Source organism: Roseateles sp. P5_D6, assembly GCF_054049415.1.
On the sequence record NZ_JBFUMK010000020.1, the window covers coordinates 32,593 to 56,541 of the forward strand.

Here is a 23,949-nt window from a genome sequence, read left to right on the forward strand (position 1 = left end):
ACCATGGACACACGCCGATTCCTGCGCCGCCGCAACGACTGGGCCGCCAACGAAAGCACCGCTCCGCAGCCGCCGTCACCCGCGCCTGCTCAGGCGCCCTGCCGCCACTGCGCGCGGCTGCGCATTTTCCTGGCCGGCGTGTTGCTGGCGGCGGGCGCCATCGTGCTGCACGCATCGGCGCAAGGCCCGGTCAGTGCGCCGACGCCTCAGACAGCTTCGACACACGCTGTGTCCCACCCCGTACCGGCCCGCCCCGAGCTCCAGACCACGCCCCTGCACGCCGCACCACCCACGCTCGCGCCGGCTTCGTCCCCGGACAGCGCCCTAGCGTTGATCTACCAGACCGTGCCCCTGCCCAACGGCCGGTTGAACCAGCCCTATGCACCGCGCGACCTGGCGCGCGGCGGGCGCGCGCCGTACCGCTTTGCGCTCGACGGCGCGCTGCCGCCCGGCATGGCGCTGGACGCCGCCGGCCGCCTGAGCGGCACGCCCACCGCCGCAGGCAGCTACCGCTTCCAGCTGACCGTGACCGACGCCGCCGACCCACCGCGCATCGACCAGGCGCCCTATGTGCTGCGCATCCTCGACCCGGTGCCGGCCAACGCCGCGCCGCGGCCGGCCAAGCCGGCACAGGGCAAGAAGCCGGACCGGTCGGTGAAGTTCCTCAACGAGGAACAGACCAACCGGGCCGTGGGGGCGGACCCGCCCATGCCCATGACTTATGTGCTGACCGCTGAAACACTGGCAGAGATTTACAAGAACGCCGAGTCCTCGACAGCGCAAGCCCAGGCCGAGCCGGCCCGGCAGGCCGCTGGCGCGGGTGAGGCTCCTGCTGCATGGAGTGCCATGACCGTGGTGATGGGTCCGACCGTGGACCAACTCCGCGCCATGCTGCAGCCCTTGCAGGATGTGGAGCACCCCACCCGCGCCGTGTTCCAGGACTCGTTGCGCGCCAGCCAGTGCAACTACTTCCTGCGCCACGTGAATGCGTTGGCCTTGGAGCAGCACCTCGACCTGCTGGCCCGCTGCCCGCGCACGAACGACCTGGGCGACCAGGACACCAGCCCTCCGCCGCACCATCCCATGCGCAGCAGCAGCGCAGCCGCAGGGCAAGGCCAGGCAGCACCCGCCGACAAGAAGCTGCAGGCCGCGCTGGCCACAGGCCGCCTGCCGCTCGCCAATTTCCTGGACATGCTGATGCCCGAGACGCTGCGTGAGGAGCTGACACAGCTGGCCGGCGTCACGCACGACATCGCCCAAGCCCAACCGCTGCAACTGGCTCCCGACGCGGGCTGCGGCTGCGCCCTGACCGACATCACCAGCGACGTCTTCGCCTTCATGCCCTATTGGATGGCCGCGCCGGACAAGGGGCCCATGAAGGTGAGCTTCGACAAGTTCACCCGGCTGCAGTACATGGGCGTGGTGCTGCGCAACAACGGCGAGTTCCTGCAGCCCCTCGGCTGGAACAGTCCCGGCGGCGGCTTTGCGCGACAGGTGGACAAACACGCCGTCAGCCTCGACCTGGTGCTCTATCGGCGCGACTTCAGTGCCTTGTCTCAGCTGTCCGGCAGCGCGCTCGGGGCGATGCTGGACAAGACCGCCAGCGAGGTGGGCGCCATGCTCGACCTGCGCCACGACGACTGGCAGGGTGCCCTGGAAACCCTGTTGCCCTCGGGCTGGCGCGAAGCCCGCTATGCGTATGACGGCCTCACCGTCTTCTTCGACCCCACCGACGACGAGGCCCGCTCTGAAGGCTTCCAGCATTTCTACGCCGAGTTCGTGTTCCGGCTGGTGAAGGTGATGGAGGCCCGGCCGCAACGCCGGTTCCATCTGAACCTGGTGCTGCCCCAGCACCTGGTGGGCGAGGCCGGCACGGCCTTCAGTTTCAGACAGCTGACAAAGCTGATGAAGCGCGCCGAACGGCAACGTGAGCCGGGCACCCCTGACCCCAAGGACCGCAACGCGGCCGCTGTCACCTACAAGTCCTCCGCCGACTACCAGGGCCAGGGCGACGTCAGCATGCGCTTCCTGGTGCCACTTGGCGTTGGTAGCGACACCGGCAAGATGCAGCTGCGCTCGCGCACCGACTTCAACGCCGACCTCGTCGGCGAAGACCGTATGGCCCTGCTGGGCAGCCTGGTACCCGTGCTGTTGCATGCCGGTGGCAAGGCGCAGCCGCTGCAAGCGCAAGACGCCAAAGAGCTGGACCGGGATCTCGTCTACATCGGCTGGTCCTTCGGCGGGGTGGCCCTTTGGCCGCTGCCGGTCGCCGGCATCGGCACAGGCGAAGGCCAGGTGGCCGCGCTGGACGCCCGCTTCTGGTCGTTCCTCGATCAGGACACAGCCTTCTGCAAGTTCGTCTGCCCGCTGCGCCTGCCCTTCCGCCTGGCGCTGGAGGCCCTGCTGCTGGTTACCGGCACAGCCCTGCTGGCCTACGCCTGGCACTGCAGCGTGCGTCGGCTGGGCAAGCTCTACCTGATGGGGCTGTGGGGCGCCGGCATCGCCACGCTGGCGGTGACTGCTGCCGTGTTCACCTGCGACCCCTCGCTCAATGCGCTGCGGACCGGCAACGTGCCGCTGCTGGTGCTAATCGTGCTGCTGGTGGTGGGGGGGCTGGTACTCACCTTCAGGCGGCCGGTGGCCGACCCCTGAGCACTACCACGAGCCACACCGTCCTCACCGTGCATCTCTATCGGAGCTCGTCATGAAAGACACCGCCCAGCGCAACGAACCCGACCGGCCGTCAGTCCCTGCGCAACGCGAGGCACGGGAGGGCGGCGGCCACCTGTCGGCCCAAATCGCCTGCAGCCCGCGCCAGTTGGCGCAACGCCGTGTCATCGACAAGACGCTGGGCAGCGCGGTGCAGCGGGTGAAGGGTGAACTGGACGAGGAGGAGAGCGGCGCGGCGCAACTCCGCGCTGAGTCAGCGCAGTGGCAGGAAGGCGGGCTGGACGAAGAGGACGACCCCGCCGCCGCTCAGCTAAGCGCCGAACCGGCCCAGAGGCAGGAGAACCGCACCGGCATGCCGGACGGCCTCAAGGCCGGCATCGAATCACTGTCGGGCATGGATATGTCGGACGTGCGGGTGCACCACAACTCTAGCCAGCCCGCGCAGCTCAGTGCACTGGCCTATGCGCAGGGCAATGACATTCACCTCGGGCCGGGGCAGGAGCAGCATCTGCCGCATGAGGCCTGGCATGTGGTTCAACAGCGCCAGGGGCGGGTGCAGGCGACGATGCAGATGGCGGGCGTTCGGGTGAATGACGATGTGGGGTTGGAGAGGGAGGCGGATTTAATGGGGGGGCGGGCCATGCACTTGATCGACGGCGGGCGAAAGAGTCAAGAACTGACCCTGAACCCCGTTCACCCTTCGGGCGGCGCGGTCCTCCAGGGGCTGTTCGGCTTCGAGATCGAAATGCTGGTGCTGGTCGACAAGGGCGGCCGCCCGGTCCGCGAGAAGATGCAGATCGGCACCGTCGCACCCCACTTGCGCCTTGACGTCGATCACGGACCGGCTGTGGCGGCGCCCGTACCGCAAAACCTGGTCGGCGCGCCGATCGCGTCGGCCGAGTCTGTCAACTACGATCTTCCGGTCGGTGGCGTTGCGCGGATGGAGCCGACTTTGGGTGGCGACACCCGCCTGGCGCTTGTGAACCTGGTGCCCGCGACGTGGCTGGGCGCTACCGCGGGCGCCGAGTACGCGCGCGGCGGCGCCAACGGGCTCGACAACACCGCGCTCGGCATGCTCGACACGCTCGTCGCCGAGTACGACGACAAGCAGCGCAACTGGCAGGCGGCGTCGGCCGACGCGCGCTTGACCTCGATCCTCCTCCAGATCCAGGCGTGGCGCGCTGCCAATCCGACGCCGGGCGCGCTCGATGCAGCGGGCATCATCGCGCGCAACCTTGTCGATGCGACCATCGAGCAGCTCCGCGTCGAGGCGACTGCGCATCAGGTGTTCTGGAACGCCGGCCCGCCCATGCCACCCGGCATGGTGCGCGAGTACAGCGTTCCCGACGTCCTCGGGCCGGGAGGCATGACACCGTTCACCACCGATCACCCCGACTTCGGCGGCATGGGGACCGACAACTACGCGTCGATCATCGAGATCGTGACCAACCCGTACCCACCTGAGACCGTCGCGGGACAGCAGGACATTCTGGCGGCGATGAACGCGGCGGTCGCGTTCGCAGGCGCGCTAGAGGTCGCGGCCGGCGCCGACCTGGCCGCGCGCGCGCCGCTGAACGGAGTGGGCGGCGCAGTGATCGCTGATCCCACCATCCACTTCGGCAACGCCCTGCAACCGGCCCAGACCACCGCCGGCTCGTTCCAGACCACGGGCGCGATCGATCTCGCGCAGTTCCCGTCGTTCGTGCTGAGCATGACCGCGCCCATGCCGGTCGAGGCGGGGCCGGAGGATCACGACAACCCCAACAACGAGTACTTCGACCTCAAGCACCACTCCGACGACGACGATCACGTGGGCGATCGCGTGCGGCTCGAGCTGCCGCTTGCGGTCGCCAACGCCACTACCGCGGTAAATGCGATCAAGCTGCTCGGCCCCGGTGCGCCCGATATGAGCAACCTTCGCGGCCTGGTGGTGATGATCTGCCAGTACCTGCGAATGGGCCGCCATTTCTTCGGCCATGGCGCCATGCCGCTCGGCAAGAACGTCGTGCCGTTCCTGTCGCGTACTGACCTGTCCGCCGTCTACGAGCGCCTGGTGCCACGGACCGGCGTGGCCGCGACCGATGAGAAAGCCTGGCTTGAGGGGATTCCTCCACTGGGCGCGATGACTCGGCTGCAGACCCTGATGACCGCGATCCTGAACGCCACTGGCCGCGCGGGCGGGTCTGATCTCTTCAACGACGACGCGCAGAGCAACCCCGGGGGCGGCTGGGGCGGCTCATGCCAGAACCTCCTCAGCAACGTGTTCTACCAGCCCACGGACATCGTGACCAACCTGCTCGGCGTCCAGACCATGGACGCCGAGTCGGTCGATCCCGGCGCCGCGCGCAACGGGGACTCGCGCTACGGCGGCGGCCCCGGCGGCGCGGCGGCTCCCCAGCGAGAGGGCATCGTTTTCGAGATGCGCAACATGGCCAAGCGGCAGTACGGCCACGACCGCTTCCCGCGCGGCGAATGGCTCAAGCTGGCCGAGCAGGAGATTGCGGTCGCACGCACGCTGAACGCGCGCGCCGAGGCTAGCGCCAACCACGATCAGCGCGTGCGCCTGTCGGGCTACGGGCCAACGGGTGGCCCGAACCGCACGCGCGGGGCGGCGGTCGACGAGCCCAACTGGTGACTCACTAGGCTGTCCGTCTCTGCCTGACCCAAGGGATGCAGCGGTTCGACGCCCCCGTGCTGGCCTATTGCCTAATGGGCAACCATTACCACTTCGGCAGGCTACCCTCTCGCTGTTGATGCGGCATCTGAACGGCCTCACAGACAGGTCTTCAACTGCCGGCATGGCAAGGTGGGGCATCTATTCCACGACCGCTTCACCGCTGTAGCAGCCTGACGGGGGCTGTCTCCCAAACGTGGCGGCTCAATGACCGCTGCCGCCGATACCGGTCGCGGCCAGTTTTCGGGCTGAGTGGCTGGTGCACATCCGAGAACTGACCTTCAGAGAAATCGTGCCTGATGTGTGCAACGTTGACGCAACGCCGCACGCCGGCGTGCAGCAGCGTTCACGTGCTTCAAAATTGCCGCTGTCGACCCATGGTCACGGTCGAACGGCGGCGCAGCGCACCGCATTGCGCCCGGCGTGTTTGGCGGCATAGCAGGCCTTGTCCGCCGCTTCCAGCACTTCGGCCAGTGACTGCGGGCGCGTGTCGATCTCGACAACCCCGATGCTCGCCGTCACGCCCGGCGCGGTATCGCCATCACTGACGCCCTCGCTGGCGATGCCGGAGCGCATCTGCTCGGCGATCAACAGGCCTCGGTCGAGGTTGCAGGCGGGCAGCAGCACCGCGAACTCGTCGCCGCCCAGCCTGCAGACCGTGTCGCCCGAGCGCACGCAGGTGCGCAGCACCTGGGCCATCTTCTTGAGGATGTCATCGCCCGCAGCATGGCCCTTGAGGTCGTTGACCTGTTTGAAATGATCCAGATCGATGAAGAGGGCGCAGGCCGCCTCATGGCGCCGGCGGTCGGCCACCAGTTGGCCCAGCCTCCGTTCGAACTCGCGTCGGTTGACGAGCTCGGTGAGTGGATCGTGCGAAGCGGTCCACTGCAGATCCTCTCGCTGGCGCCGAACCTCGGTTGCATCTGTGGCGATCCAGATCCTGCGACCCCGGGTGCCCTGGACCGCGGCGCCGTACAGCCGTGCCCAAAGCGTCGAGCCGTCGCGGCGCCGCAAGGGCAACTCCGTCTCGAAGTTCTGTCCGGACTCGTAGGCCGACGTGGTCGCCGCGCGCAGCGCTTCGCTCGAGACCTCTGGCGCCACCAGCGCCTCCCAATGGCAGATCAGCTCTCCGGGCTCATAGCCCAGCATGCTCTCGAGGTGGTTGCTGGCTAGCTCGATACGGCCCTCATTGATGAAGGCGATGCCCACCGGCGCGTGAGCCATCACAGCCTGCATGCGCTGAAGAGACTGCTCGATATCAGCGTGGCTGGCCGCCAATTGCTCGCTGACATGCTTGAGCACGCTGGCGAGTTCGCCGACCTCGCCGCCTGCATCGGGCCAGCCCTTCTCAGGTGCTTGGGCCGGGTCCAGGGCCAGCAACGCCCGCTGGCGCAGCGCCCCCAGTGGGCGCAGCAGCCAGGCCGTGAATCCGAAGATGGCCAGTGCCCCCACCAGGCCGACGACGACGCCGAGAGCGATGGTCCGCGTGATTGAACGGCTGGCCACGCCAAACAGGGCCTCGGCTTTGCTGAGTCGGAACAGCATCCAGTCGGTGCCTGGCACGGCGGCCATGGCGATGAACTGCTCGCCATAGCGACCGGTCCACGGCGTCGCCTCCAGCGGGCTGCCCTGCTGGCGCCAACGCGTCACCGCCGGGCTGAGGTCGGCATCGTCGTCGACCTGGGTCATCAGCCGTCCGTCGTCGGCATGCGCGAGCACACGGCCTTGCTGGTCGGCAACGATGGTGCGGATGCGCAGGTCGTCCAGTTGAGCCACCTGGGCGATGCTGGTCAGGAAGTTGGGCGCACCGAGCTGCAGCACACCAGCAAGCAAAGACGTCTTGCCATCGGCGGCTGGCAGCGGACGGGACAGCAGGATGTGCGGCAGGTCAGGCGCGCCCGCGGCCGCGGCGGTCTGCACCAGGTGGGGCTGGCCATAGCGGTCAACCGGCAGACTGTCGGCGGGCGCAATGATCACGTGGTTGAACAGCGTGCGCAGCACCGTCTGCTGGGCCAGGAAGTCGCGCACGCGAGCCGGGTCCGCCGCCTGGCCCTTGGGCCAAGACTGAGCTGCGGCGACCAGAGCGCGCTGGTGCTCGATGACGTTGGCCGACAGCGTCGCCGCGAGCTGGGCCACACCGAGGTTGGAGGCGAGGATGGTGTCCTCGGTGCGCTGCTGCACTTCGCGCACCGAGAGAATCACCGTGATGGCCACGCTCAGTGCGATCAGCAGGGCGCTAGCCAGTGCCAGCCTCAGTTTCAGTGAGCCCATGTTCATGACATGCGAGCCTCGACGCGCACCGCTGCGCGAGTGACCCGATTGTCGCGCTCGGATCAGGCGCTGGCGACCTTGCGAGCGCTGGCGACCACCGGACTCGGGTCTTGTTCGTAGTGAGTCAGCAACTCGCTGAGTCGATCCGGATCGGCAGCCGTCGACCCGTGCGCCTGCGCGGCCGCCAAGACAAGCAACTCATGGAAGACGGCACCATGGCAGCGTGCCATCTGCCTGGCGCGCTGCCAGGTGGCAGTTGCGGCTGCACTATCGCCACCCGTCATCTCAATCTCCCCTTGCAGGCCAAGCAGCAGGGCCGACACAGTTCGCTCGCCGCTCTCATCAGCCAGGGACAGACCGGCGGCAACCGAGGCTCGGGCCTCTTCATGCCGACCGGCAAGCCGGCAGGCCAATGCATAGTGATAGTGAAAGCCGCACAGACCGGTGCGCATGCCGATCTGGCGCGCGTCCTGTGCTGCGGTACGCATCTCGTCGAGGCCTTCGTCGGCACAGCCCAGGGCCGCGACGGCCTGGCCATGCAGCCAGGCGAAACCGCTGCGCTTCTCCGGCAGCGACTGCTCGCGGATGAGGGCGTAAATGCGCTCCGTCAACGCATGGGCGGCTTCGAACTCGCCGGCCAGGCAATGCAGGATGGAGGCGGCGTACAGGGCCATGGCTTCGCTGAGCGGATGCCGGCTGGCTACGGCACGCGAGACGGCGCTCTCGGCCAGCTCGCGCGCGCGCTTGGGTTGGCCGGTAATCCAGTAGACCAGCACCAGCGCGAACACCGCCTCGACGCCGGGGTCCTGCACGAAGCTGGTCGCGGCCAGGGGCGCGGGCAGGTCGGCATGCAGGTCCATCGCGCTCTCCAGTTGCGTACGTGCATCGCGGAATTCGCCTATCGACATCTGAACGAGACCGAGGGCGTTCAGGCCGGCCAGGCGCAGCGCCAGATCACCTTGCTGCTCGGCCAGGGCCAGCATCTCGGTCGCCAGCGCGCTGGCTTGCGCAAACTCGGCGCGCGCGAAATGGACCCACCAGCAACCCTGCAAGCTGCGCTGCCAGCCAGGGCCGTCGGTGGGGCCGAGGGCGCGGGCGCGCGCGAAGGCCGCGGCAACCTCGGGGTCCGTGATGACCAGCAGGCGTGTGAGCGCCACAGCTTCGAGAGAACGCAGGTCCTGCTCCAGAACCGCCGTCATGCGGCCAGCCGCGAGTCGCAAGCCATGGCGCGCCGCCTGCAAGGCCTCCTGCGGGGCACCCAGTCCCATCGCACGCGCCGCAACGAGGGCGTACTGCGCGGCCGCTTCCACCGGCGCCTCGCCGCGCTCGAAATGCAAGGCCAGCTCGGCTGCCAACTCGACACTGGAATCAGCATGGGCCGCCGCCAAGGCCGCGGCCCATTGGCGGTGCCATTGCATGCGCTGCAGCGCCGGCAGTCGCTCGTAGAGCACCTGCCGGTACAGCGCATGCGCAAAGGTATAGCGCGCGGCGATGCGGCCATCGGCCAGGGCGCTGGCGCCACCGCTGCCCAGCCATGGCAGGCGGGCAGAGGCATCCTCCAGCAGGGTCTGCAATTGCTCCGCCGGGATCTGGGCCACCTCGGCCAGCGGCAGGTGCAGGAAGTCCACCCCGCAGACACTGGCTGCGCCGAGGGCGCGCTGCTGGTCGGGCGACAGGCGGCTGATCTGCCCCTCGATGACGCCGGCGATGCCGCGCGGCACGGTCAGCGTGTGCGGGTCGGGATAAGTCCAACCCGCCTCGGTCGGCAGCAGCTTGCCGCTGGCGCACAGCTCCTCCACTACGGCCTGCACGAACAGCGGCAGGCCCAGGGTGCTTGCGTGCAGCACACGGACGAAGTCCTCCGGTGCCGCCTGGCCCAGCCGCGTCGCCAGGAAGTCGCCGAGCTCGGCCTCGGACAGGTATTCGAGGTCGATCTCGCGGCACAGCCGCCGCAGGCGCAGCTCCTGCCTCAGGCCGGTCAGCGGATGATCCTGGACGATGAGCTCGGTGGGCCTGAAGCTGGCCAGCAGCATCAGCGCGGCACCCCCGCGGCGCCGCGCCAGATAGCCCAGCAGCTGGACGGTTGCATGGTCGCTCCAGTGCAGGTCCTCCAGCACCATCAGCAGCGGCTGCTCGGCCGCGAGGCGGTCGGTGAACTCGCCGAACTCGCGCAGCATGCGGTCCTGGGTGACGCCCGCGGCCTCGCGCTGCAGCTCGCGCCGGTCCTCGTCCTCAACGAACCACGGCAGCTGCAAGAGCCATGTCGGCGCCACCCGCCGCAGCAGGCCAACCACCGCGTCGCCGCCCGCTGAGCGGCAGAGGCCATTGAGCGCCTCCAGGACGGGGAGATAGGGCTCGGCAGCGCCATAGTGCTCGGCACATTGGCCAAACGCCAGTCGGACGTCCGCGCTGGCCGTGAAGCGCTCGACCACGCTGCTCTTGCCGATGCCGGCCTCGCCGACCAGGAACACAAGCTGGCGCTGGCCCACTCGCGCAGCCGCCAGGGCCTCGTGCAACTGCGCCAGCACCGTGGCGCGACCGACCAGGCCGTCATCTGAGCCGGCCTGCACAGGCCGCACAAGCCCCGCTGGCGCAGCGGCACCCTCGCCCAGTGGTGCGATGAAGCGGTAGCCGCGACGCGGCACGGTCTCGATATAGACCGACTCACGGGCGTCGTCGCCCAGGGCCTGGCGCACCTGGCTGACGACATTCTTCAGCGCCGCCTCGTTGATATGGCGGTGGCCCCAGACGGCATCCAGCAGCGCGTCCTTGGCCACCAGCTGGCCGGCCCGGCGCACCAGTTCGCACAGCACCTGGAAGGCCCGCGGCGCCAGCTCGATCGCCGTGCCGTCCTGCTCCAGGCGGGCCTCGGCTTCGTCCAGCCGGAAGCGCCCAAAGCGGGCTTGCACGAGGGTTGTTTCGTTCATTCGAGCCCTGGGGCCATGTGATCAGTACCGAATCGAGACCGTCTCAAGACGACTTGTGAGCGGCGGATCTCCAGACTGCCGGACATGACATTGAACCCACATCCGATCCATCCCGCCGCCGGTGCCTATGTGCTGCGGCTGCACCGGGATGCACGCCCCGCGGAGGGCTTGCTGATGGGCCGCATCCAGCATGTCGCGAGCGGCGACTGGGCGGATTTTGCCAGCAGCCCGGCCCTGCTTGACTGGCTTGCCTGCCATGCGGCTCAGCTTCAGGCCGAGCCGGCCCCACCCGAGGACCCCGCCCCATGAGCACGCGCCTGACCCTGCTGATCGCGCTGACCGGGGCCAGCGCCCTCGTCGCGGCCGCCGTGCTGGACGTGCCGCCCGAGTTCGTCGCCTATCCGTCGCTGGCGCAGCGCTCAGCGCCACAGCACCAAGACCCACGCGACTGCGACGAATGGGCCGCAGAGATAGCCGCACCGGCGCCGCCGGGCGATCCACAAGTTCATGCGCGAGCGCTCGGGGCCTGCCTGGCCGGCCCGGGCTACTCGGTCAAGTAGTCATGCAAAACCGGAGAACAGCAATGCAGATCAAACGGGCCGTCACGCCCCTGGCCATGGCCATCCTTCTGGCGGGTTGCCAGCACAAAGAGCCCGAGGCGCACGAGGAAGTCCGCCCCGTGCAGAGCATCGTCGCGGGCCGCAGTGCCGGCACGGTCAGCGCCAGGTACTCCGGCGAGGTCGTTGCACGCTACGAGAGCCGCCTGGGGTTTCGCACGTCCGGCAAGATCGCCGCTCGCCTCGTCGAGGTCGGCAGCACGGTCAAGCGCGGCCAGCCGCTGATGCGCCTGAGCCCCGAGCAGGAGGTCCTGCATGTGGTGGCCGCCAGCGCCGATGTTGACGCCGCCAAGAGCCGCGTCGCCCAGGCCCGCATCGATCTGCAGCGCACTGAAGCGCTGCTGGCGCGCAAGTTCGCGTCGCCTGCCGAACTGGACCAGCAGAAGCTCGCCCTCGACCAGGCCGAAGCCCAGCTGCGTGCCGTGAAGGCGCAGCGCGAGGCCGTCGAGAACGAGCGTGGCTATACCGTGCTGACGGCCGACCGCGACGGCGTGGTGACGGCCATCACGGCCGAGGCCGGCCATGTGGTCGCCGCCGGTCAACCGGTCGTCACCATCGCAGCCGACGGTGAGCGCGAGGTGGCCATCAGCATCCCCGAGTCGCGCATCGACGAGCTGCGCCGCGCCACGACGCTGCAGGTGGCCGTCTGGGCCCACCCCGGGCAGAGCTGGACCGGCGTGCTGCGCGAGCTGGCGCCGGGCACGGACAGCGTCACGCGCACCTACTCGGCGCGCATCTCCATCCGCCAGCCCGACCCGCAACTGCTGCGCCTGGGCATGACGGCTTCTGTGCAGGTCGACAACATCGAGGGCGCCAGCGCCATCCGCCTGCCGCTGACGGCCATCGTCGACAAGGACGGGCGGCGCCAGGTCTGGATCGTCGATCCCAAGACCTCGCGGGTCGGCCTGCGTCAGGTGACGCTGGGCAGCGCCCAGGACGAGGCCGTGCTGGTGACTTCCGGGCTGAATGGCGGCGAGACCGTCGTCACGGCCGGCGTGCACATGCTGCAGCCCGGTCAGCTCGTCAAGCTGCCGACCGCCTCGGCCGCAGCGTCGGGAGCAGCGAAATGAAGGGCATCAACCTGTCCGAGTGGGCGCTCAAGCACCCGCAGATGATCGCCTTCCTGCTGATGCTGCTGACGGTGGCCGGCGTGCTGGCCTATGGCAGCCTGGGTCAGAAGGAGGACCCGGAGTTCACGATCAAGACCATGGTCGTACAGACCTACTGGCCGGGTGCCTCTTCCCAGCAGATGGCCGACCAGGTGGCCGACAAGATCGAGAAGAAGCTGCAGGAGATCGCCGAGATCGACTACACGTCGACCTATGTGCGCCCCGGTGAGACACAGATCAAGGTCAACCTGCGCGACTCGACGTCCGGCGCTGCCGTGCCCGACGTCTGGTACCAGGTGCGCAAGAAGATCGGCGACATGCGCCACACCTTGCCTCGCGAGGTGCAGGGCCCCTTCTTCAACGACGAGTTCGGCGATACCTTCGGCAATGTCTACGCCCTCACGGGCCAGGGTTTCAGCAACGCCCAGCTGCGCCAGTTCGCCGATGCGGCGCGCAATGAATTCCTGCGCGTGGCGGACGTCAACAAGGTTGACCTGATCGGCAAGCAGGACGAGAAGATCTATGTCGAGGTCTCCAATGCCAAGCTGGCGTCGCTGGGCATCGACCCGGCGCTGATCGCCGCGACGCTGGCCCAGACCAATGCCGTCGCCGCGGCCGGCACGGTGCAGACTACCGGCGAGCAGGTGCGCCTGACCGTCAGCGGCGAGTTCGACTCGGTCGATGGCATCCGCGAACTCGGCATCCATGCCGGCGACCGTACCTTCAGGCTCGGCGACATCGCCACCGTCAAGCGCGGCTTCGTCGACCCCGCCGTGGTCAAGATGCGCTTCAACGGCACCGAGGCCATTGGCCTGGCCGTGAGCATGCGCAAGGGCGGCGACGTCATTCATCTCGGCGAGCAGCTCAACGAGACCGTCAAGCGGGTGCAGGCCAGCCTGCCGGTCGGCGTGCAGATCCATGCCGTCAGCGACCAGCCCCGCGTCGTCGAGGAGTCGGTGCACGAGTTCAAGAAGAGCCTGGCCGAGGCCGTCATCATCGTGCTGGTGGTCAGCTTCCTGTCGCTGGGCGTGCGCAGCGGCCTGGTGGTGGCCCTGTCCATCCCGCTGGTGCTGGCGCTGACCTTCCTGGCGATGTATCTGATGGGCATCGAGCTGCAGCGCATCTCGCTGGGCGCGCTCATCATTGCGCTGGGCCTGCTGGTGGACGACGCCATCATTGCCGTCGAGATGATGGAACTCAAGCTCGAACAGGGCTGGGACAAGTTCCGCGCGGCAACCTACGCCTACACGGCAACGGCCTTCCCGATGCTGACGGGCACGCTGATCACGGCGGCGGGTTTCCTGCCGGTGGGCTTTGCGAAGTCGGGCACGGGCGAGTACGTCTACTCGCTGTTCCAGGTCGTCGGCATCTCGCTGGTGCTGTCGTGGATCGTCGCCGTGCTGTTCACGCCCTATATCGGTGTGAAGCTCCTCAAGGAGCACGCCAACGCCCACCATGACGAGGACGCGGTCTACCAGAAGGGCTTCTATGTGCGCTTCCGCCGCTTCGTCGACTTCTGCCTGCGGCGCCGCGGCTGGGTGATCGGCATCACGGTGGCCGCCTTCGTCGGCTCCATCGCGCTGTTCAAGTTCGTGCCGCAGCAGTTCTTCCCGGCCTCGGACCGGCCTGAGTTGATGGTCAACCTGTGGATGCCGCAGGCCTCCACCTTCGAAGCCAGCGAGCGCGAGGTCAAGCGCCTGGAGGCCGCGCTGAAGGATGACAAGGACGTCGTCGCCGTCACCAGCTACGTCGGCAACGGCAGCCCCCGCTTCTACCTGCCGCTGGACGCGCAGACGCCCAACCTCAACCTGGGCGAGATCATGATCATGACCCAGGGCGGCGAGGCGCGCGAACGCGTGCTGGCCAAGATCCAGGGCCTGTTCGCCAACGACCTGCCGAACGTGCGCGGCCGCGTCAACCGGCTGGAGAACGGCCCGCCGGTCGGCTATCCGGTGCAGTTCCGCGTCTATGGCCAGGACCTCGACCGCGTCGCCGAGATCGGCGCCCGCGTCGCCGCCGTGGTGCGTGGCAACCCGCATGTGCGCCAGGTCAACCAGGACTGGGGCGAGCGGACCAAGCGCGTGCGCGTGGACGTCGACCAGGACAAGGCCCGCGCGCTGGGCATCACCTCGCGCCAGATCAAGCAGGCACTGGAAGGCTCCATCTCGGGCACGCCCATCACCCAGTACCGCGAGGCTGACCAGGACATCGACGTCGTCGCCCGCCTGGTACAGCCCGAGCGCACCGATCTCAACAACCTCAAGGACGCCAAGATCTATCTGCGCGACGGCAAGTTCGTGCCGGTCTCCCAGGTCGCCCGGGTGACGCTGGACAGTGAGGACAGCCAGCTGTGGCGTCGCAACCGCGTGCCCACGCTGACGGTGCGTGCCGACATCACCGGCGCCGAAGCGCCCGACGTGACGCGTGCCCTGCTGCCCAAGATCGAGGCCCTGGCCAAGGAACTGCCGCTGGGTTATGGCGTCGATGTGGGCGGTGCCCAGGAATCGAGCGAGAAGGCGCAGAAGTCCATCAATGCGGTGATGCCGGCGACCCTCATCGCGGTGCTCGTGCTGCTGATGATCCAGCTGCAGGACATGAAGAAGATGCTGCTGGTGCTGCTGACGGCGCCGCTGGGCCTGATCGGTGTCAGCACCATCCTGGCAGCCTTCCAGATCCCCTTCGGCTTCGTCGCCATGTTGGGCGTCATCGCGCTGGCCGGGATGATCATCCGCAACTCGGTCATCCTCGTTGTGCAGATCGATCAGGACCTGCAAGCCGGTGCGCCGCTGTGGACCGCCATCGTCGAGTCCGCCGTGCGCCGCCTGCGGCCCATCGTGCTGACCGCCCTGGCCGCCATCCTCGCCATGGTGCCGCTGACCCGCTCGGTCTTCTGGGGGCCGATGGCCTGGGCCATCATGGGCGGCCTGGCCGTCGCCACGGTGCTGACCCTGGTCTTCCTGCCGGCCCTCTACGCCAGCTTCTACCGGGCCAAGCGCCCCCTTCCCGTCTCACCCTCAACGCCGCTTGAGGCGTGAAAGCACAGGCCATGAACAGGACCTTCAAAACCGCCCGCTTGGCGGTACTCATCGCCCTGGCGCTGCACACCTTCGCAGCCCAGGCCCTCGACCTCGTCGGCGCCTATGAGCAGGCGCTGCAGCACGACCCCGCCAAGCTGGCCGCCGACGAGGCGCTGGCGGCCGGCCGCGAAAAGGCCATACAGGGCGACGCCCTGCTGAAGCCCCGCGTGGGCCTGCAGGCCAACCTTGGCCGCCTCGACGACCGCAATGCCGCCAATGCCGCAGCCGGCGCGGCCGAGCATGGCTCGGGCACGGTCAGGCAGGTGGCGGTGCAGCTGACCCAGCCCCTGTACGACATGACGGCCCGCGCCGAGAAGCAGCAGCTGCACCAACAGGCCGTGCTGGCCGAGACGCAGTTCAGCCATGCCCGGCAGGCCATCGCGCAGCGCGTCGCCGAGACCTACTTCGGCGTGCTGCATGCCGAGGAGGCGCTGCGCGTGACGTTGGCCGAGAAGGCGGCCATCGCGATGCAGCGCGACCGGGCTCAGGCGCGCTTCGACGTCGGCCGCGGCAAGGCCACGGACCTGCAGGAAGCCAAGGCCCGCCACGACCAGATCCTGAGCAAGGAGATCAGCGCCCGCAGCACGCTGGAACTGCGCCGCGCGCAGTTCGAGGAAACGACTGGCGCCCAGGCGCTGGACCTTGCCGCGCTCGCCGCGGCCCAGCCCGCCACGCCGCCCGAGCCCGACAGCCTGGCGGCCTGGCAGGTCAAGGGCGAGGACCAGAGCCCCATGGTGAGGGCCAAGCGCTCGCAGCTGGAGATCGCTGGCGTCGAAATCGACAAATACCGCGCCTCCGGCCGACCGACGCTGAGCCTGGTCGCCAGCTACACCCATCGTGGCCAGAGCGGCGACCTGTCGCCCGCTGTTGCCCCGAACAATGACCGCAGCGGCTATGTCGGCCTGCAGTTCAGCGTGCCGCTCTACTCGGGCGGCGGGCTGGACTCCAAAGAGCGCGAGTCCGTCTCACGCAAGCGCGAAGCCGAGCACGACTTGGCCGCCGCCAAGCGCGACGTGCGCCTGCAGGTGCAGGACGCCTATCTCTCCGTCCGCACCGGGGTGTCGCGCATCAGTGCGGCCGAGCAGTCACTGACCTCGGCGCGCACGGCGCTGGAAGCCACTTCTCTGGGCCGCGATGTCGGCACGCGCACCGAACTCGATGTGCTGGACGCCCAGCAGCGCGCCTTCACCGCCGAGTTCGATCTCGTGCAGGCGCGGCTGGACTATCTGCTCGGCCGTGTGCGCCTGTCTGCCGCGGCCGGCGAACTCGGCGAAGCCGAGCTGCGCGCCGTCAATGGCTGGCTGACCGCCCGCTGAGACTCATGAGACGCCATCCCCTGCTCAGGCTGCTGCCGCTGTTGACGGCCGCCTGCCTGGCGGCCTGCTCGACCGCGCGGCCCTGGATCAACCAGCCGATCAATGCTGAATCGGCTGCACCGCCGATCACGCCAGCCGCGACGACTGCTTCGTCTTCCATCATCGCCGCCGTGACCCTGTCCGGCGGTGGCGCGCGCGCCGCGGCTTTCGGCCTGGGCGTGCTGCAGGAGTTGAAGGCGACGCGCTTCGAATGGGAGGGTCGCTCGACCAGCCTGCTCGACGAGGTCGGGCTGRTCAGCGGCGTCTCCGGCGGCAGCGTGCTGGCRRGCTACTACGCGGCMTTYGGCGACGAGGTGTTCACGCGTTTCGAGCCCGACTTCCTGCTGACCGACTTCCAGGGCAGCATGATCCGCAACGCGCTGTCGCCGTCGACCTTGTACAAGCTCACCTCGCCGAGGTGGGGGCGTGGCAACGCTTTGGCCCAGCGGCTCGACGGCGTCTTTCGCGGCGCCACCTTCGCCGACCTGCAGCAGCGCCGGCCACAGCTGCTGGTGACTGCCACAGACCTGACATCGGGCGCCCCCTTCGAGTTCACGCCCGAGCAATTTGCTCTGATCTGCTCCGACCTCGGCAGCGTGCCGCTGTCCTTCGCGGTGGCGGCCTCTTCTTCGGTGCCGCTGCTGCTCAGCCCGCTGACGCTGCGCAACTACGCGGGTGAATGTCCGGAGCCGGCCCGCGCCTCCGATGCGACTCCCGCGGGCGCCAATCTGTCGGCCCGCCTGCTCGACCTCATCGCCGACAGCTATCGCGACTCCAAGGAGAGGCCCTACATCCATCTCGTCGATGGCGGCGTCGTCGACAACCTCGGCGTGCGCGGCCTGTTGGAGCGCACCCTCGCCGGCGGCAGCTTCGAGGCCAGCTTCAAGGGCCACCAGCCAGGCTCGGTGCGCCATATCGTGCTGATCAGCGTCAACTCGGAACGCGACACCGCCGAGCGCATCGACGGCAGCGACCAGGTGCCGGGCACCCTGCAAGTGCTGGACTCGCTGGTCTTCGGCGCCGGCTCGCGGCTGACCAAGGAGACCACCATGATGGTCGACGACGTGGCGCGCCGCATGAACGAAGCGCTGAAGACCGAACGCGGCCGACCGGGCAGCCCTTTCGCTGCCGATGCCGAGATCCATGTCATCAACATCGGCTTGCGCCAGTTGAAGGACCCTGAGCTGCGCCGCAGCTTGTTGCATGTGCCGACCGCGCTCACCATCCTGCCCATTCAGGTGCGGCAACTGCAGCGCGCCGGGCGTGAGGTGCTGCGCGAGTCGCCGGCCTTCCAGCGCCTGCGTGAGCACCTGAGTGCAGAGCCCGGCACCGATCACGCCGACGACTGATCCCATGCTTGGCGATCTGCAACATTACTGGAGCGGCAGCTTCCTGGCCGCCAACGCCTTCATCGGCCTGAACCTCGTCGGCGCGCTGCTGCTGGGCATGCTGGTGGGTTACGAGCGCTCCTTCAACGGCCGGGCCGCGGGCATGCGCACCTATGGCCTGGTCTGCATGGCTTCCACGGCGCTAACGGTCTTCGTCGGGCATGCGTCGCTCTGGTACGGCGGCACTGCGCCGCACCTGCTGGCTGACCCGACGCGGGTCGTGCAGGGCGTCGTCACCGGCATCGGCTTTCTGTGCGCCGGCGTCATCATGAAGGACGGCATGAGCATCAGCGGCCTGACCACGGCCGCGTCCATCTGGGCAGCCTCGGCCATCGGCGTGCTGCTGGGCGTGGGCTTCTATGGCGCCGCCTTGCTGCTGGCGCTGCTGTGCATGCTGTCGATGTCGCTGCTGCACCGCGTGGAGCTGATGCTGCCGGGACGGGCGACGCTGGAGGTCTCGCTGACCTTCAGGCCCTCCCATCCGCCGGCCTATGACATCGTCGCGGGCATCGCGGCCGCGCGTGGCTATCGGCTGCTGCGCGACAGCCTGTGCATCAGCTTTGCCGACGGTCGACCGGTGTGGCGCTTCAGCGTCGTCGCGTTGAGCCGGTCCAGCGCCCTGGCTCCAGCCCTGCTGGCCGACGAGATCGCTGCTTCTGAAGGCGTGGCCAGCTTCAGCATCGCGCCGGTGCGTCACTGAGCCAAGTCGTCGATGGCACGGACCAGAACAATCAGCAACGAGGACATCCTGCAGCGCGCGCGGCCGGTCTTCGTCGCGCGCGGCATCCACGCGAAGACGCGTGACGTTGCGGCCGCCGTCGGCCTGACCTGGGGCGCCCTGGCGCTCAGGTTCGGCAGCAAGCGCGCCCTGTTCGAGCTGGCGATGGCGCAACGCCCCGAGCCGGAATCGGACGCTGCGCACGATCTCGACAGCACGCTGCGCCGACTTAGGTCCGAGATCGCGCAGCGCTGGCCGATATCCATGCAACTGCGCCTGTCGTCGGCAGGCGGGGAGCCCGACATTCACGTCCCCTGGTTGCCGGCTGCCTTGCAAGCCCTGGTGGACCGCGGGCAGATCCGGGCCGGGCTGCCGATGCAAGGCCTCGCCGCGCTGCTGCTCGCGGCCTTCACCGGAGCTGCGGCGGAGCGCTTTCTGGCGCCAGCGCGCCATGAGCCGGGCGACGACGCGCTGATCGAAGCCCTCCTGCAACTGCTGAGCTGAGCAGGGCACGGTCGCCAAGCGAGACCGAGCCGAGACCGCAGCGAGACGACTTCCGCGCCCCGACTCAGCACACTGCCTGGGCACTTCCAAGAGAGAACCTCATGAACTTCATCCCCCACCGCCGTGCACTGCTGATGGGCCTGGCCGCCCTGGCCCTGGCTGGCTGCGCCGCCAGGCCCGACCTGTCGCGCATCCAGGACCCCGACGCCGACTTCCATGCCTATCGCACCTTCGCTTTCCTGCCGATGAGGTCCGACGGCAGCACCTCCCTGGTTGAACGGCGGCTGCTCTCGGCGACGCGCAAGCAGATGGAGGGCCGCGGCTATGTGTTTGACGAGCTGGCGCCCGATATGCTGGTCAATCTGGCCGCCGTCGTCGAAGAGCGGCAGGGCCTGCGCGCTGCACCCGGCGGCTTCCCTGGACGCGACGCCGTCGAGACCGAGGACTACCGCCTGGGCCGCCTGGCCATTGATGTCTACGACGCCCATCGCCAAGACGTGGTCTGGCATGGCACCGCCGAAGGCCGCGTGAATCCCGAGATGTTGCGCGACGTCGGCGCCGGCGCCGACAAGGCCGTCGCAGAGGTCTTCAAAGGCTTCCCGATCAAGCCGGGCAAGCACGCCACCGCGTCGACCGCATCAGCTTCCCGCTAAGTCGCCGAGACCAGGTCTCACTGGTCCGGCGGACCTGTAGAGGACGTGCAGCGCAGGGCCCACGAGCTGGGCAAAGCTGAATCGTTGTTCCCCGCTGTTCATGTGCAGCGAAATGCAAATCAGAGAGTTGAAGAAAGAATGACCCGTATCAAGAAGACTGCCGTGTTGTCTGTGCTGGCCGGCGTGTCCGCCCTCGCCAGCGCCCAAACCAATGTGACGCTGTTCGGCGTGCTCGACGTGGCCGCGCGCTACACCAAGAATGGCGACGAGAACCAGACCTCGTTGGTCTCCAGCGGCGCGCAGAAGAGCCGCCTGGGCGTGCGCGGCACCGAAGAGCTTGGCAACGGCCTGCGGGCCAGCTTCTGGCTGGAGTCGGGCCTGAACGTCGACACTGGCAGTGCCTCCGACAGCTCACGCTTCTGGAACCGCCGCGCCACCGTCAGCCTGCTCGGCAGCTTCGGTGAGGTCCGCCTGGGCCGCGACAACACGCCCACCTACAACGGCTATGCCAGCTATGACGTCTTCGGCGCCAGCGGCGTCGGCGATGCCAGCAAGTTCGTCGGCAAGCTGGGCACCAATGTCGACACGCTCGAATACGCCGACAACCAGGTCAGCTACTTCCTGCCCTCCAATCTTCACGGCGTCTACGGCCAGGTCTCGGCTGCAGCTGGCGAAGGCAGCGCGGGCAAGAAGTACTACGGCCTGCGCCTGGGCTACGCCGCGGGTCCGCTGGACGTGTCGGTCTCCTACGGCGAGACCACCGTGAGCCCGCTCGCGCGCACCGCCGAGGACAAGTACAAGCTCGGCAGCATCGCCGCCTCCTACGACCTGCGCGTGGTCAAACTGAGCGGCTATGTCAGCCAGGCCAAGTACGCCGACGAGAAGCTCACGATCGCCAACCTCGGTGCTGCGGTGCCGGTCGGGCCGGGTTATGCGCGTCTGTCCTATACCCACATTGACGCCTCGGGCAGCACGCCCGCTGGCATCAATGTGGACGGCAACGACGCATCCCAGGTGGCGGTGGGCTATGTCTATGACCTGTCCAAGCGCACCTCGCTCTACAGCACCGTGTCCTATATCAACAACAAGCAGGCCGCGCGCTTCGTCGTCGACAGCAGCCCGGCGATGGCGAACCCGAACAACGGCAAGAACTCGACCGGCTATGAAGTCGGCATCCGCCACAGCTTCTGATGACGGTCAAGCCGGCGCGTGACCTTCACGCGCCGGCTTCTCGGGCCCGCTCGGCATGCTCAATGAGATGGTCGAGAAAGGCCCGGGTTCGGATGGGCAGGTGACGGCGGCTGGCAAAGGCCGCTACCAGCGTGAAGCGCTCTGAGACCCAGGACGGCAGCACGCGCTGCAACTGTCCGCTGCGGAGCAGCGGTGCCGCGACCTGCAAGGCCTGGCTGCTGATGCCTGCACCGTCCAAGGTGCTGCGCAGCACGGCCTCGTGATCGTTGCAGGTCAGGAAGGGGCTGAGGCTGATGTGGGCCTCGCGGCTTGGGTCGGTCTCGTCGCTCAGGCGCAGCTCTTTGGCGGCACTATCGGACTGGCTCAGCCGCACCAAGGCGTGGCTTTGTAGGTCCTGCGGCAGCAGCGGCACGCCGTGGCGGCCGAGGTAGTCGGGCGAGGCGCAAAGGATGGACGTGCCATCGACGACGCGGCGCACGATGGTCTCGGACGGCACGGTGATGTGGTCGGTCAGCAGGGTGAGGTCGCTGGCCTCGATGCTGCGCGCGGCCAGCATGTCGGAGCACAAGTCGATGGTGACGTGGGGATGCTGGCGACGGAACTCGGCCACCGCCGGCGCGACCAGATGCGTGGCCATGCCGGGCAGTGAGGTCACGCGGATGCTGCCCGACATCTCGTGCGCATGGCTGCGCGCCACCTCCTCGGCCTCTTCCACCTTGATCAGGATGTCGCCCACGCGGCCCAGATAGGCCTCGCCGGCGGGTGTCAGGGCGAGGCGGCGCGCGGTGCGCTGCAGCAGCCGCACGCCCAGGTGGTTCTCCAGATCGCCGATCTGACGCGTGACCACCGAGGCCGAGACCCCGAGCTTGCGGGCGCAGGCGTTGAAGCCGTTCTCGGCCACCACCCGCTGCAGCATGGCCATGGATCTCAGCTTGTCCATGACAGTTCGAAGCGGAAGGGGAAGCGGCCCAGCACCTCGCGCGCGGCCGCGGTCGACGCCTCGGCCAGACGCACATCCAATTGCAGGCCGAGCCGCGCATCGTTGACGAGCTCGATATCGGCGGTGACGCCCGCTTCGGCCAGCGCGGACTGCAGCGCGTCGAGGATCTCGCCCTCCCTAAGCGCCGGCTTGAAGATCTTGCCAACGCTGGTCAACGGCATGGCCTCCACCAGCCGTATCGCCTTGGGAATGGCCGCACGCTCGCTGATCTGGGCCTTGGCGAAAGACATCAGCTCTTCCTCCGTCGCCACCGCGCCGGGCTTGAGCTGCACATAGGCCACGGGCAGCTCGCCCACATGCGGGTCGGGCCGGCCCACCGCCGCGGCCAGCTGCACGGCCGGATGCCGGTGCAGCGGTTCTTCGATGCTGGCGGGGTCGATGTTGTGGCCGCCGCGAATGATCAGTTCCTTCTTGCGACCCGTCAGGTAGAAGTAGCCATCGGCATCCTGGCGCCCAAGGTCGCCGGTGTTCAGCCAGTACCGGTCATCGGCGCAGTCCACCCAGAGGCCCCGGTTGTGTTCCGCGACTTTGTAGCCGCTGAAGACGTTGGGGCCACTGATGGCGAGGAGGCCGACCTCGTCGGGCTCGCAGTCACGCATATAGCGGCCCGCGTCGTCCAGCAACACCGCCTTCATGGCCTGCAGGGGCAGTCGCAGGCCGATGGAGCCGCTGCGCCGTTCGCCGCGCGGCGGGTTGCAGGTGCTGACGCAGGTGCCTTCAGTCAGGCCATAGCCCTCCAGGATCTTCAGCCCGGTGAGCCGCTGAAAGGAGCGCATCAGCTCCACCGGCATGGGCGCGGCGCCACAGAGGCCGTATTCGAGCGAGCTGAGGTCCCGCCCCTGGATGGGCTGCTGCATCAGCGCCGCATAGACCGTCGGCACACCGCTGAAGAAGTTGATGCGGTGCTGCTCGACGATCTCCCAGAAATGCTGGATGACGCCTTCGCCGCGATAGCCCGCAGGCGTGCCGAGGATGACATGGGCCCCGCGCGAAAAGGGAACCAGGCCGGTGACCAGGGCGCCATTGACATGGAAGAGCGGCAGGCCGCAGAACAGGGTCTTGCCGGCCGCGATGCCGCCACCCAGCCACTGCGCAACGCTCCAGGCGTTGGCCACCTCGTTGCCATGCGTGCGCATCGCGATCTTGGGCGCGCCGGTGGTGCCGCCGGTGCAGAAATAGGACGAATGGTCCTGCGGGTGGATGACGCGGCCACTGACCAGGCGGTCCACCGGCTGGCGCTGCAGGCCCTCGGCGAAGTCATGCAGGCGCAGCGCGCCTGAAGCCGCGGGCATCTCGGCGGCATCGATCAGCACGATGTCACCCAGGGTCGGCACCGCAGCCAGACTTGACTGCAGGCGTGCCCAGCTCGGCCCGGCCAGCGTGATCAGCACCTTGGCCTGGGCGGCGGCCAGCAGGTCTGCAATGGCGGCGGGCTCCAGCAGTGGGTTGATCGCAAAGGCGATGCCGGCCGCCTGGCCTCCCCAGATGGCCAGGTGCGTCTGCGGCAGATTGGGCAGCACAAAGGCGACGACGTCGCCGGCGCCTATGCCCAGCTCGTGCAGGAAGTTGGCGGTGGCCGTGATGCGGGCGAACAGCTCGGCATAGGTCCAGACCAGCGGATTCGCATGATCCTCGACGCGGGCGAAGAAGGACAGCGCCGGCGCGTTGGCATGGGTGCGTGCCGCCGCGGCGATCACGTCGTAGGTGCTGGCGGGCAGCGGGCCGTCGTGCGCGGCTTCGATGGCGAGCACGTCGGCAATGGTGGCAATTCCGTTCATGGGATCGTCCTTGTCGG

General features: G+C 68.3%; 16 protein-coding genes. 12 read left to right on the forward strand and 4 right to left on the reverse strand.

Translation table 11 applies throughout. From position 1 onward, the window contains the following. Positions 1–3: 3 nt before the first annotated feature. Positions 4–2,652, forward strand: a complete 2,649-nt coding sequence (locus tag ACXJKM_RS22855; protein ID WP_457355385.1) for a putative Ig domain-containing protein — start codon at positions 4–6, stop codon at positions 2,650–2,652. Positions 2,653–2,704: 52 nt separating this feature from the next. Then, positions 2,705–5,305, forward strand: coding sequence for an eCIS core domain-containing protein (locus ACXJKM_RS22860; RefSeq protein WP_457355387.1), 2,601 nt, complete (start codon positions 2,705–2,707; stop codon positions 5,303–5,305). 420 nt (positions 5,306–5,725) lie between these two features. Here the strand turns inward: ACXJKM_RS22860 and ACXJKM_RS22865 are convergent, their stop codons facing one another. Both ACXJKM_RS22865 and ACXJKM_RS22870 read right to left on the reverse strand, forming a co-directional pair. Continuing rightward, positions 5,726–7,621, reverse strand: a complete 1,896-nt coding sequence (locus ACXJKM_RS22865; protein WP_457355389.1) for a diguanylate cyclase — start codon at positions 7,619–7,621, stop codon at positions 5,726–5,728. A gap of 56 nt (positions 7,622–7,677) precedes the next feature. Beyond that, entirely contained in the window at positions 7,678–10,542 is a 2,865-nt protein-coding gene (locus tag ACXJKM_RS22870) for an ATP-binding protein (RefSeq protein WP_457355391.1), read from the reverse strand. Between the two features lie 84 nt (positions 10,543–10,626). Between ACXJKM_RS22870 and ACXJKM_RS22875 the strand changes: the two genes are divergently transcribed. The 10 genes from ACXJKM_RS22875 (at position 10,627) to ACXJKM_RS22920 (ending at position 21,154) form a co-directional block, all read left to right on the forward strand. Further along, a complete protein-coding gene (locus tag ACXJKM_RS22875) occupies positions 10,627–10,851 on the forward strand; it encodes a hypothetical protein (protein WP_457355393.1) in 225 nt (74 codons plus the stop codon). Beyond that, on the forward strand, positions 10,848–11,102 hold the full coding sequence (locus ACXJKM_RS22880; protein WP_457355395.1) for a hypothetical protein: 255 nt from the start codon (positions 10,848–10,850) through the stop codon (positions 11,100–11,102). The genes ACXJKM_RS22875 and ACXJKM_RS22880 overlap by 4 nt, the downstream gene beginning before the upstream one ends. A gap of 23 nt (positions 11,103–11,125) precedes the next feature. After that, positions 11,126–12,229 (forward strand): efflux RND transporter periplasmic adaptor subunit, encoded by a 1,104-nt coding sequence (locus ACXJKM_RS22885; protein WP_457355397.1) that lies wholly within the window; start codon positions 11,126–11,128, stop codon positions 12,227–12,229. After that, positions 12,226–15,303, forward strand: a complete 3,078-nt coding sequence (locus ACXJKM_RS22890; protein WP_457355399.1) for an efflux RND transporter permease subunit — start codon at positions 12,226–12,228, stop codon at positions 15,301–15,303. The genes ACXJKM_RS22885 and ACXJKM_RS22890 overlap by 4 nt, the downstream gene beginning before the upstream one ends. 11 nt (positions 15,304–15,314) lie before the next feature. After that, positions 15,315–16,661: a TolC family outer membrane protein gene (locus ACXJKM_RS22895; RefSeq protein WP_457355401.1), complete on the forward strand. Its 1,347-nt coding sequence runs from the start codon at positions 15,315–15,317 to the stop codon at positions 16,659–16,661. 5 nt (positions 16,662–16,666) lie between these two features. Further along, the gene (locus tag ACXJKM_RS22900; RefSeq protein ID WP_457355403.1) at positions 16,667–18,049 is read left to right on the forward strand and encodes a patatin-like phospholipase family protein; all 1,383 of its coding nucleotides are present in this window, start codon (positions 16,667–16,669) and stop codon (positions 18,047–18,049) included. A 4-nt stretch (positions 18,050–18,053) separates the two neighbouring features. Beyond that, on the forward strand, positions 18,054–18,788 hold the full coding sequence (locus tag ACXJKM_RS22905; protein WP_457355405.1) for an MgtC/SapB family protein: 735 nt from the start codon (positions 18,054–18,056) through the stop codon (positions 18,786–18,788). A gap of 12 nt (positions 18,789–18,800) precedes the next feature. After that, the gene (locus tag ACXJKM_RS22910; protein ID WP_457355407.1) at positions 18,801–19,310 is read left to right on the forward strand and encodes a helix-turn-helix domain-containing protein; all 510 of its coding nucleotides are present in this window, start codon (positions 18,801–18,803) and stop codon (positions 19,308–19,310) included. A gap of 101 nt (positions 19,311–19,411) precedes the next feature. Next, positions 19,412–19,963 carry a DUF4136 domain-containing protein gene (locus ACXJKM_RS22915; RefSeq protein ID WP_457355409.1) on the forward strand — a complete coding sequence of 184 codons (552 nt, stop codon included), beginning with the start codon at positions 19,412–19,414 and terminating at the stop codon, positions 19,961–19,963. A gap of 138 nt (positions 19,964–20,101) precedes the next feature. Then, positions 20,102–21,154, forward strand: a complete 1,053-nt coding sequence (locus tag ACXJKM_RS22920) for a porin (RefSeq protein WP_457355411.1) — start codon at positions 20,102–20,104, stop codon at positions 21,152–21,154. A gap of 25 nt (positions 21,155–21,179) precedes the next feature. On the opposite strand, the gene ACXJKM_RS22925 is transcribed toward ACXJKM_RS22920, so the two are convergent. Then, the gene (locus ACXJKM_RS22925; RefSeq protein ID WP_457355413.1) at positions 21,180–22,094 is read right to left on the reverse strand and encodes a LysR family transcriptional regulator; all 915 of its coding nucleotides are present in this window, start codon (positions 22,092–22,094) and stop codon (positions 21,180–21,182) included. Further along, positions 22,082–23,932, reverse strand: a complete 1,851-nt coding sequence (locus tag ACXJKM_RS22930; RefSeq protein ID WP_457355415.1) for an acyl-CoA synthetase — start codon at positions 23,930–23,932, stop codon at positions 22,082–22,084. The genes ACXJKM_RS22925 and ACXJKM_RS22930 overlap by 13 nt, the downstream gene beginning before the upstream one ends. Between the last annotated feature and the right edge of the window lie 17 nt (positions 23,933–23,949).

Excerpts from the sequence above, each read along its gene's own strand:
- ACXJKM_RS22925 (WP_457355413.1), bottom strand. The coding sequence starts at position 22,094 with ATGGACAAGCTGAGATCCATGGCCATGCTGCAGCGGGTGGTGGCCGAG.
- ACXJKM_RS22885 (WP_457355397.1), top strand. The coding sequence starts at position 11,126 with ATGCAGATCAAACGGGCCGTCACGCCCCTGGCCATGGCCATCCTTCTG.
- ACXJKM_RS22930 (WP_457355415.1), bottom strand. The coding sequence starts at position 23,932 with ATGAACGGAATTGCCACCATTGCCGACGTGCTCGCCATCGAAGCCGCG.
- ACXJKM_RS22865 (WP_457355389.1), bottom strand. The coding sequence starts at position 7,621 with ATGAACATGGGCTCACTGAAACTGAGGCTGGCACTGGCTAGCGCCCTG.
- ACXJKM_RS22920 (WP_457355411.1), top strand. The coding sequence starts at position 20,102 with ATGACCCGTATCAAGAAGACTGCCGTGTTGTCTGTGCTGGCCGGCGTG.
- ACXJKM_RS22915 (WP_457355409.1), top strand. The coding sequence starts at position 19,412 with ATGAACTTCATCCCCCACCGCCGTGCACTGCTGATGGGCCTGGCCGCC.
- ACXJKM_RS22855 (WP_457355385.1), top strand. The coding sequence starts at position 4 with ATGGACACACGCCGATTCCTGCGCCGCCGCAACGACTGGGCCGCCAAC.
- ACXJKM_RS22910 (WP_457355407.1), top strand. The coding sequence starts at position 18,801 with ATGGCACGGACCAGAACAATCAGCAACGAGGACATCCTGCAGCGCGCG.
- ACXJKM_RS22895 (WP_457355401.1), top strand. The coding sequence starts at position 15,315 with ATGAACAGGACCTTCAAAACCGCCCGCTTGGCGGTACTCATCGCCCTG.
- ACXJKM_RS22860 (WP_457355387.1), top strand. The coding sequence starts at position 2,705 with ATGAAAGACACCGCCCAGCGCAACGAACCCGACCGGCCGTCAGTCCCT.
- ACXJKM_RS22870 (WP_457355391.1), bottom strand. The coding sequence starts at position 10,542 with ATGAACGAAACAACCCTCGTGCAAGCCCGCTTTGGGCGCTTCCGGCTG.
- ACXJKM_RS22880 (WP_457355395.1), top strand. The coding sequence starts at position 10,848 with ATGAGCACGCGCCTGACCCTGCTGATCGCGCTGACCGGGGCCAGCGCC.
- ACXJKM_RS22905 (WP_457355405.1), top strand. The coding sequence starts at position 18,054 with ATGCTTGGCGATCTGCAACATTACTGGAGCGGCAGCTTCCTGGCCGCC.
- ACXJKM_RS22875 (WP_457355393.1), top strand. The coding sequence starts at position 10,627 with ATGACATTGAACCCACATCCGATCCATCCCGCCGCCGGTGCCTATGTG.
- ACXJKM_RS22890 (WP_457355399.1), top strand. The coding sequence starts at position 12,226 with ATGAAGGGCATCAACCTGTCCGAGTGGGCGCTCAAGCACCCGCAGATG.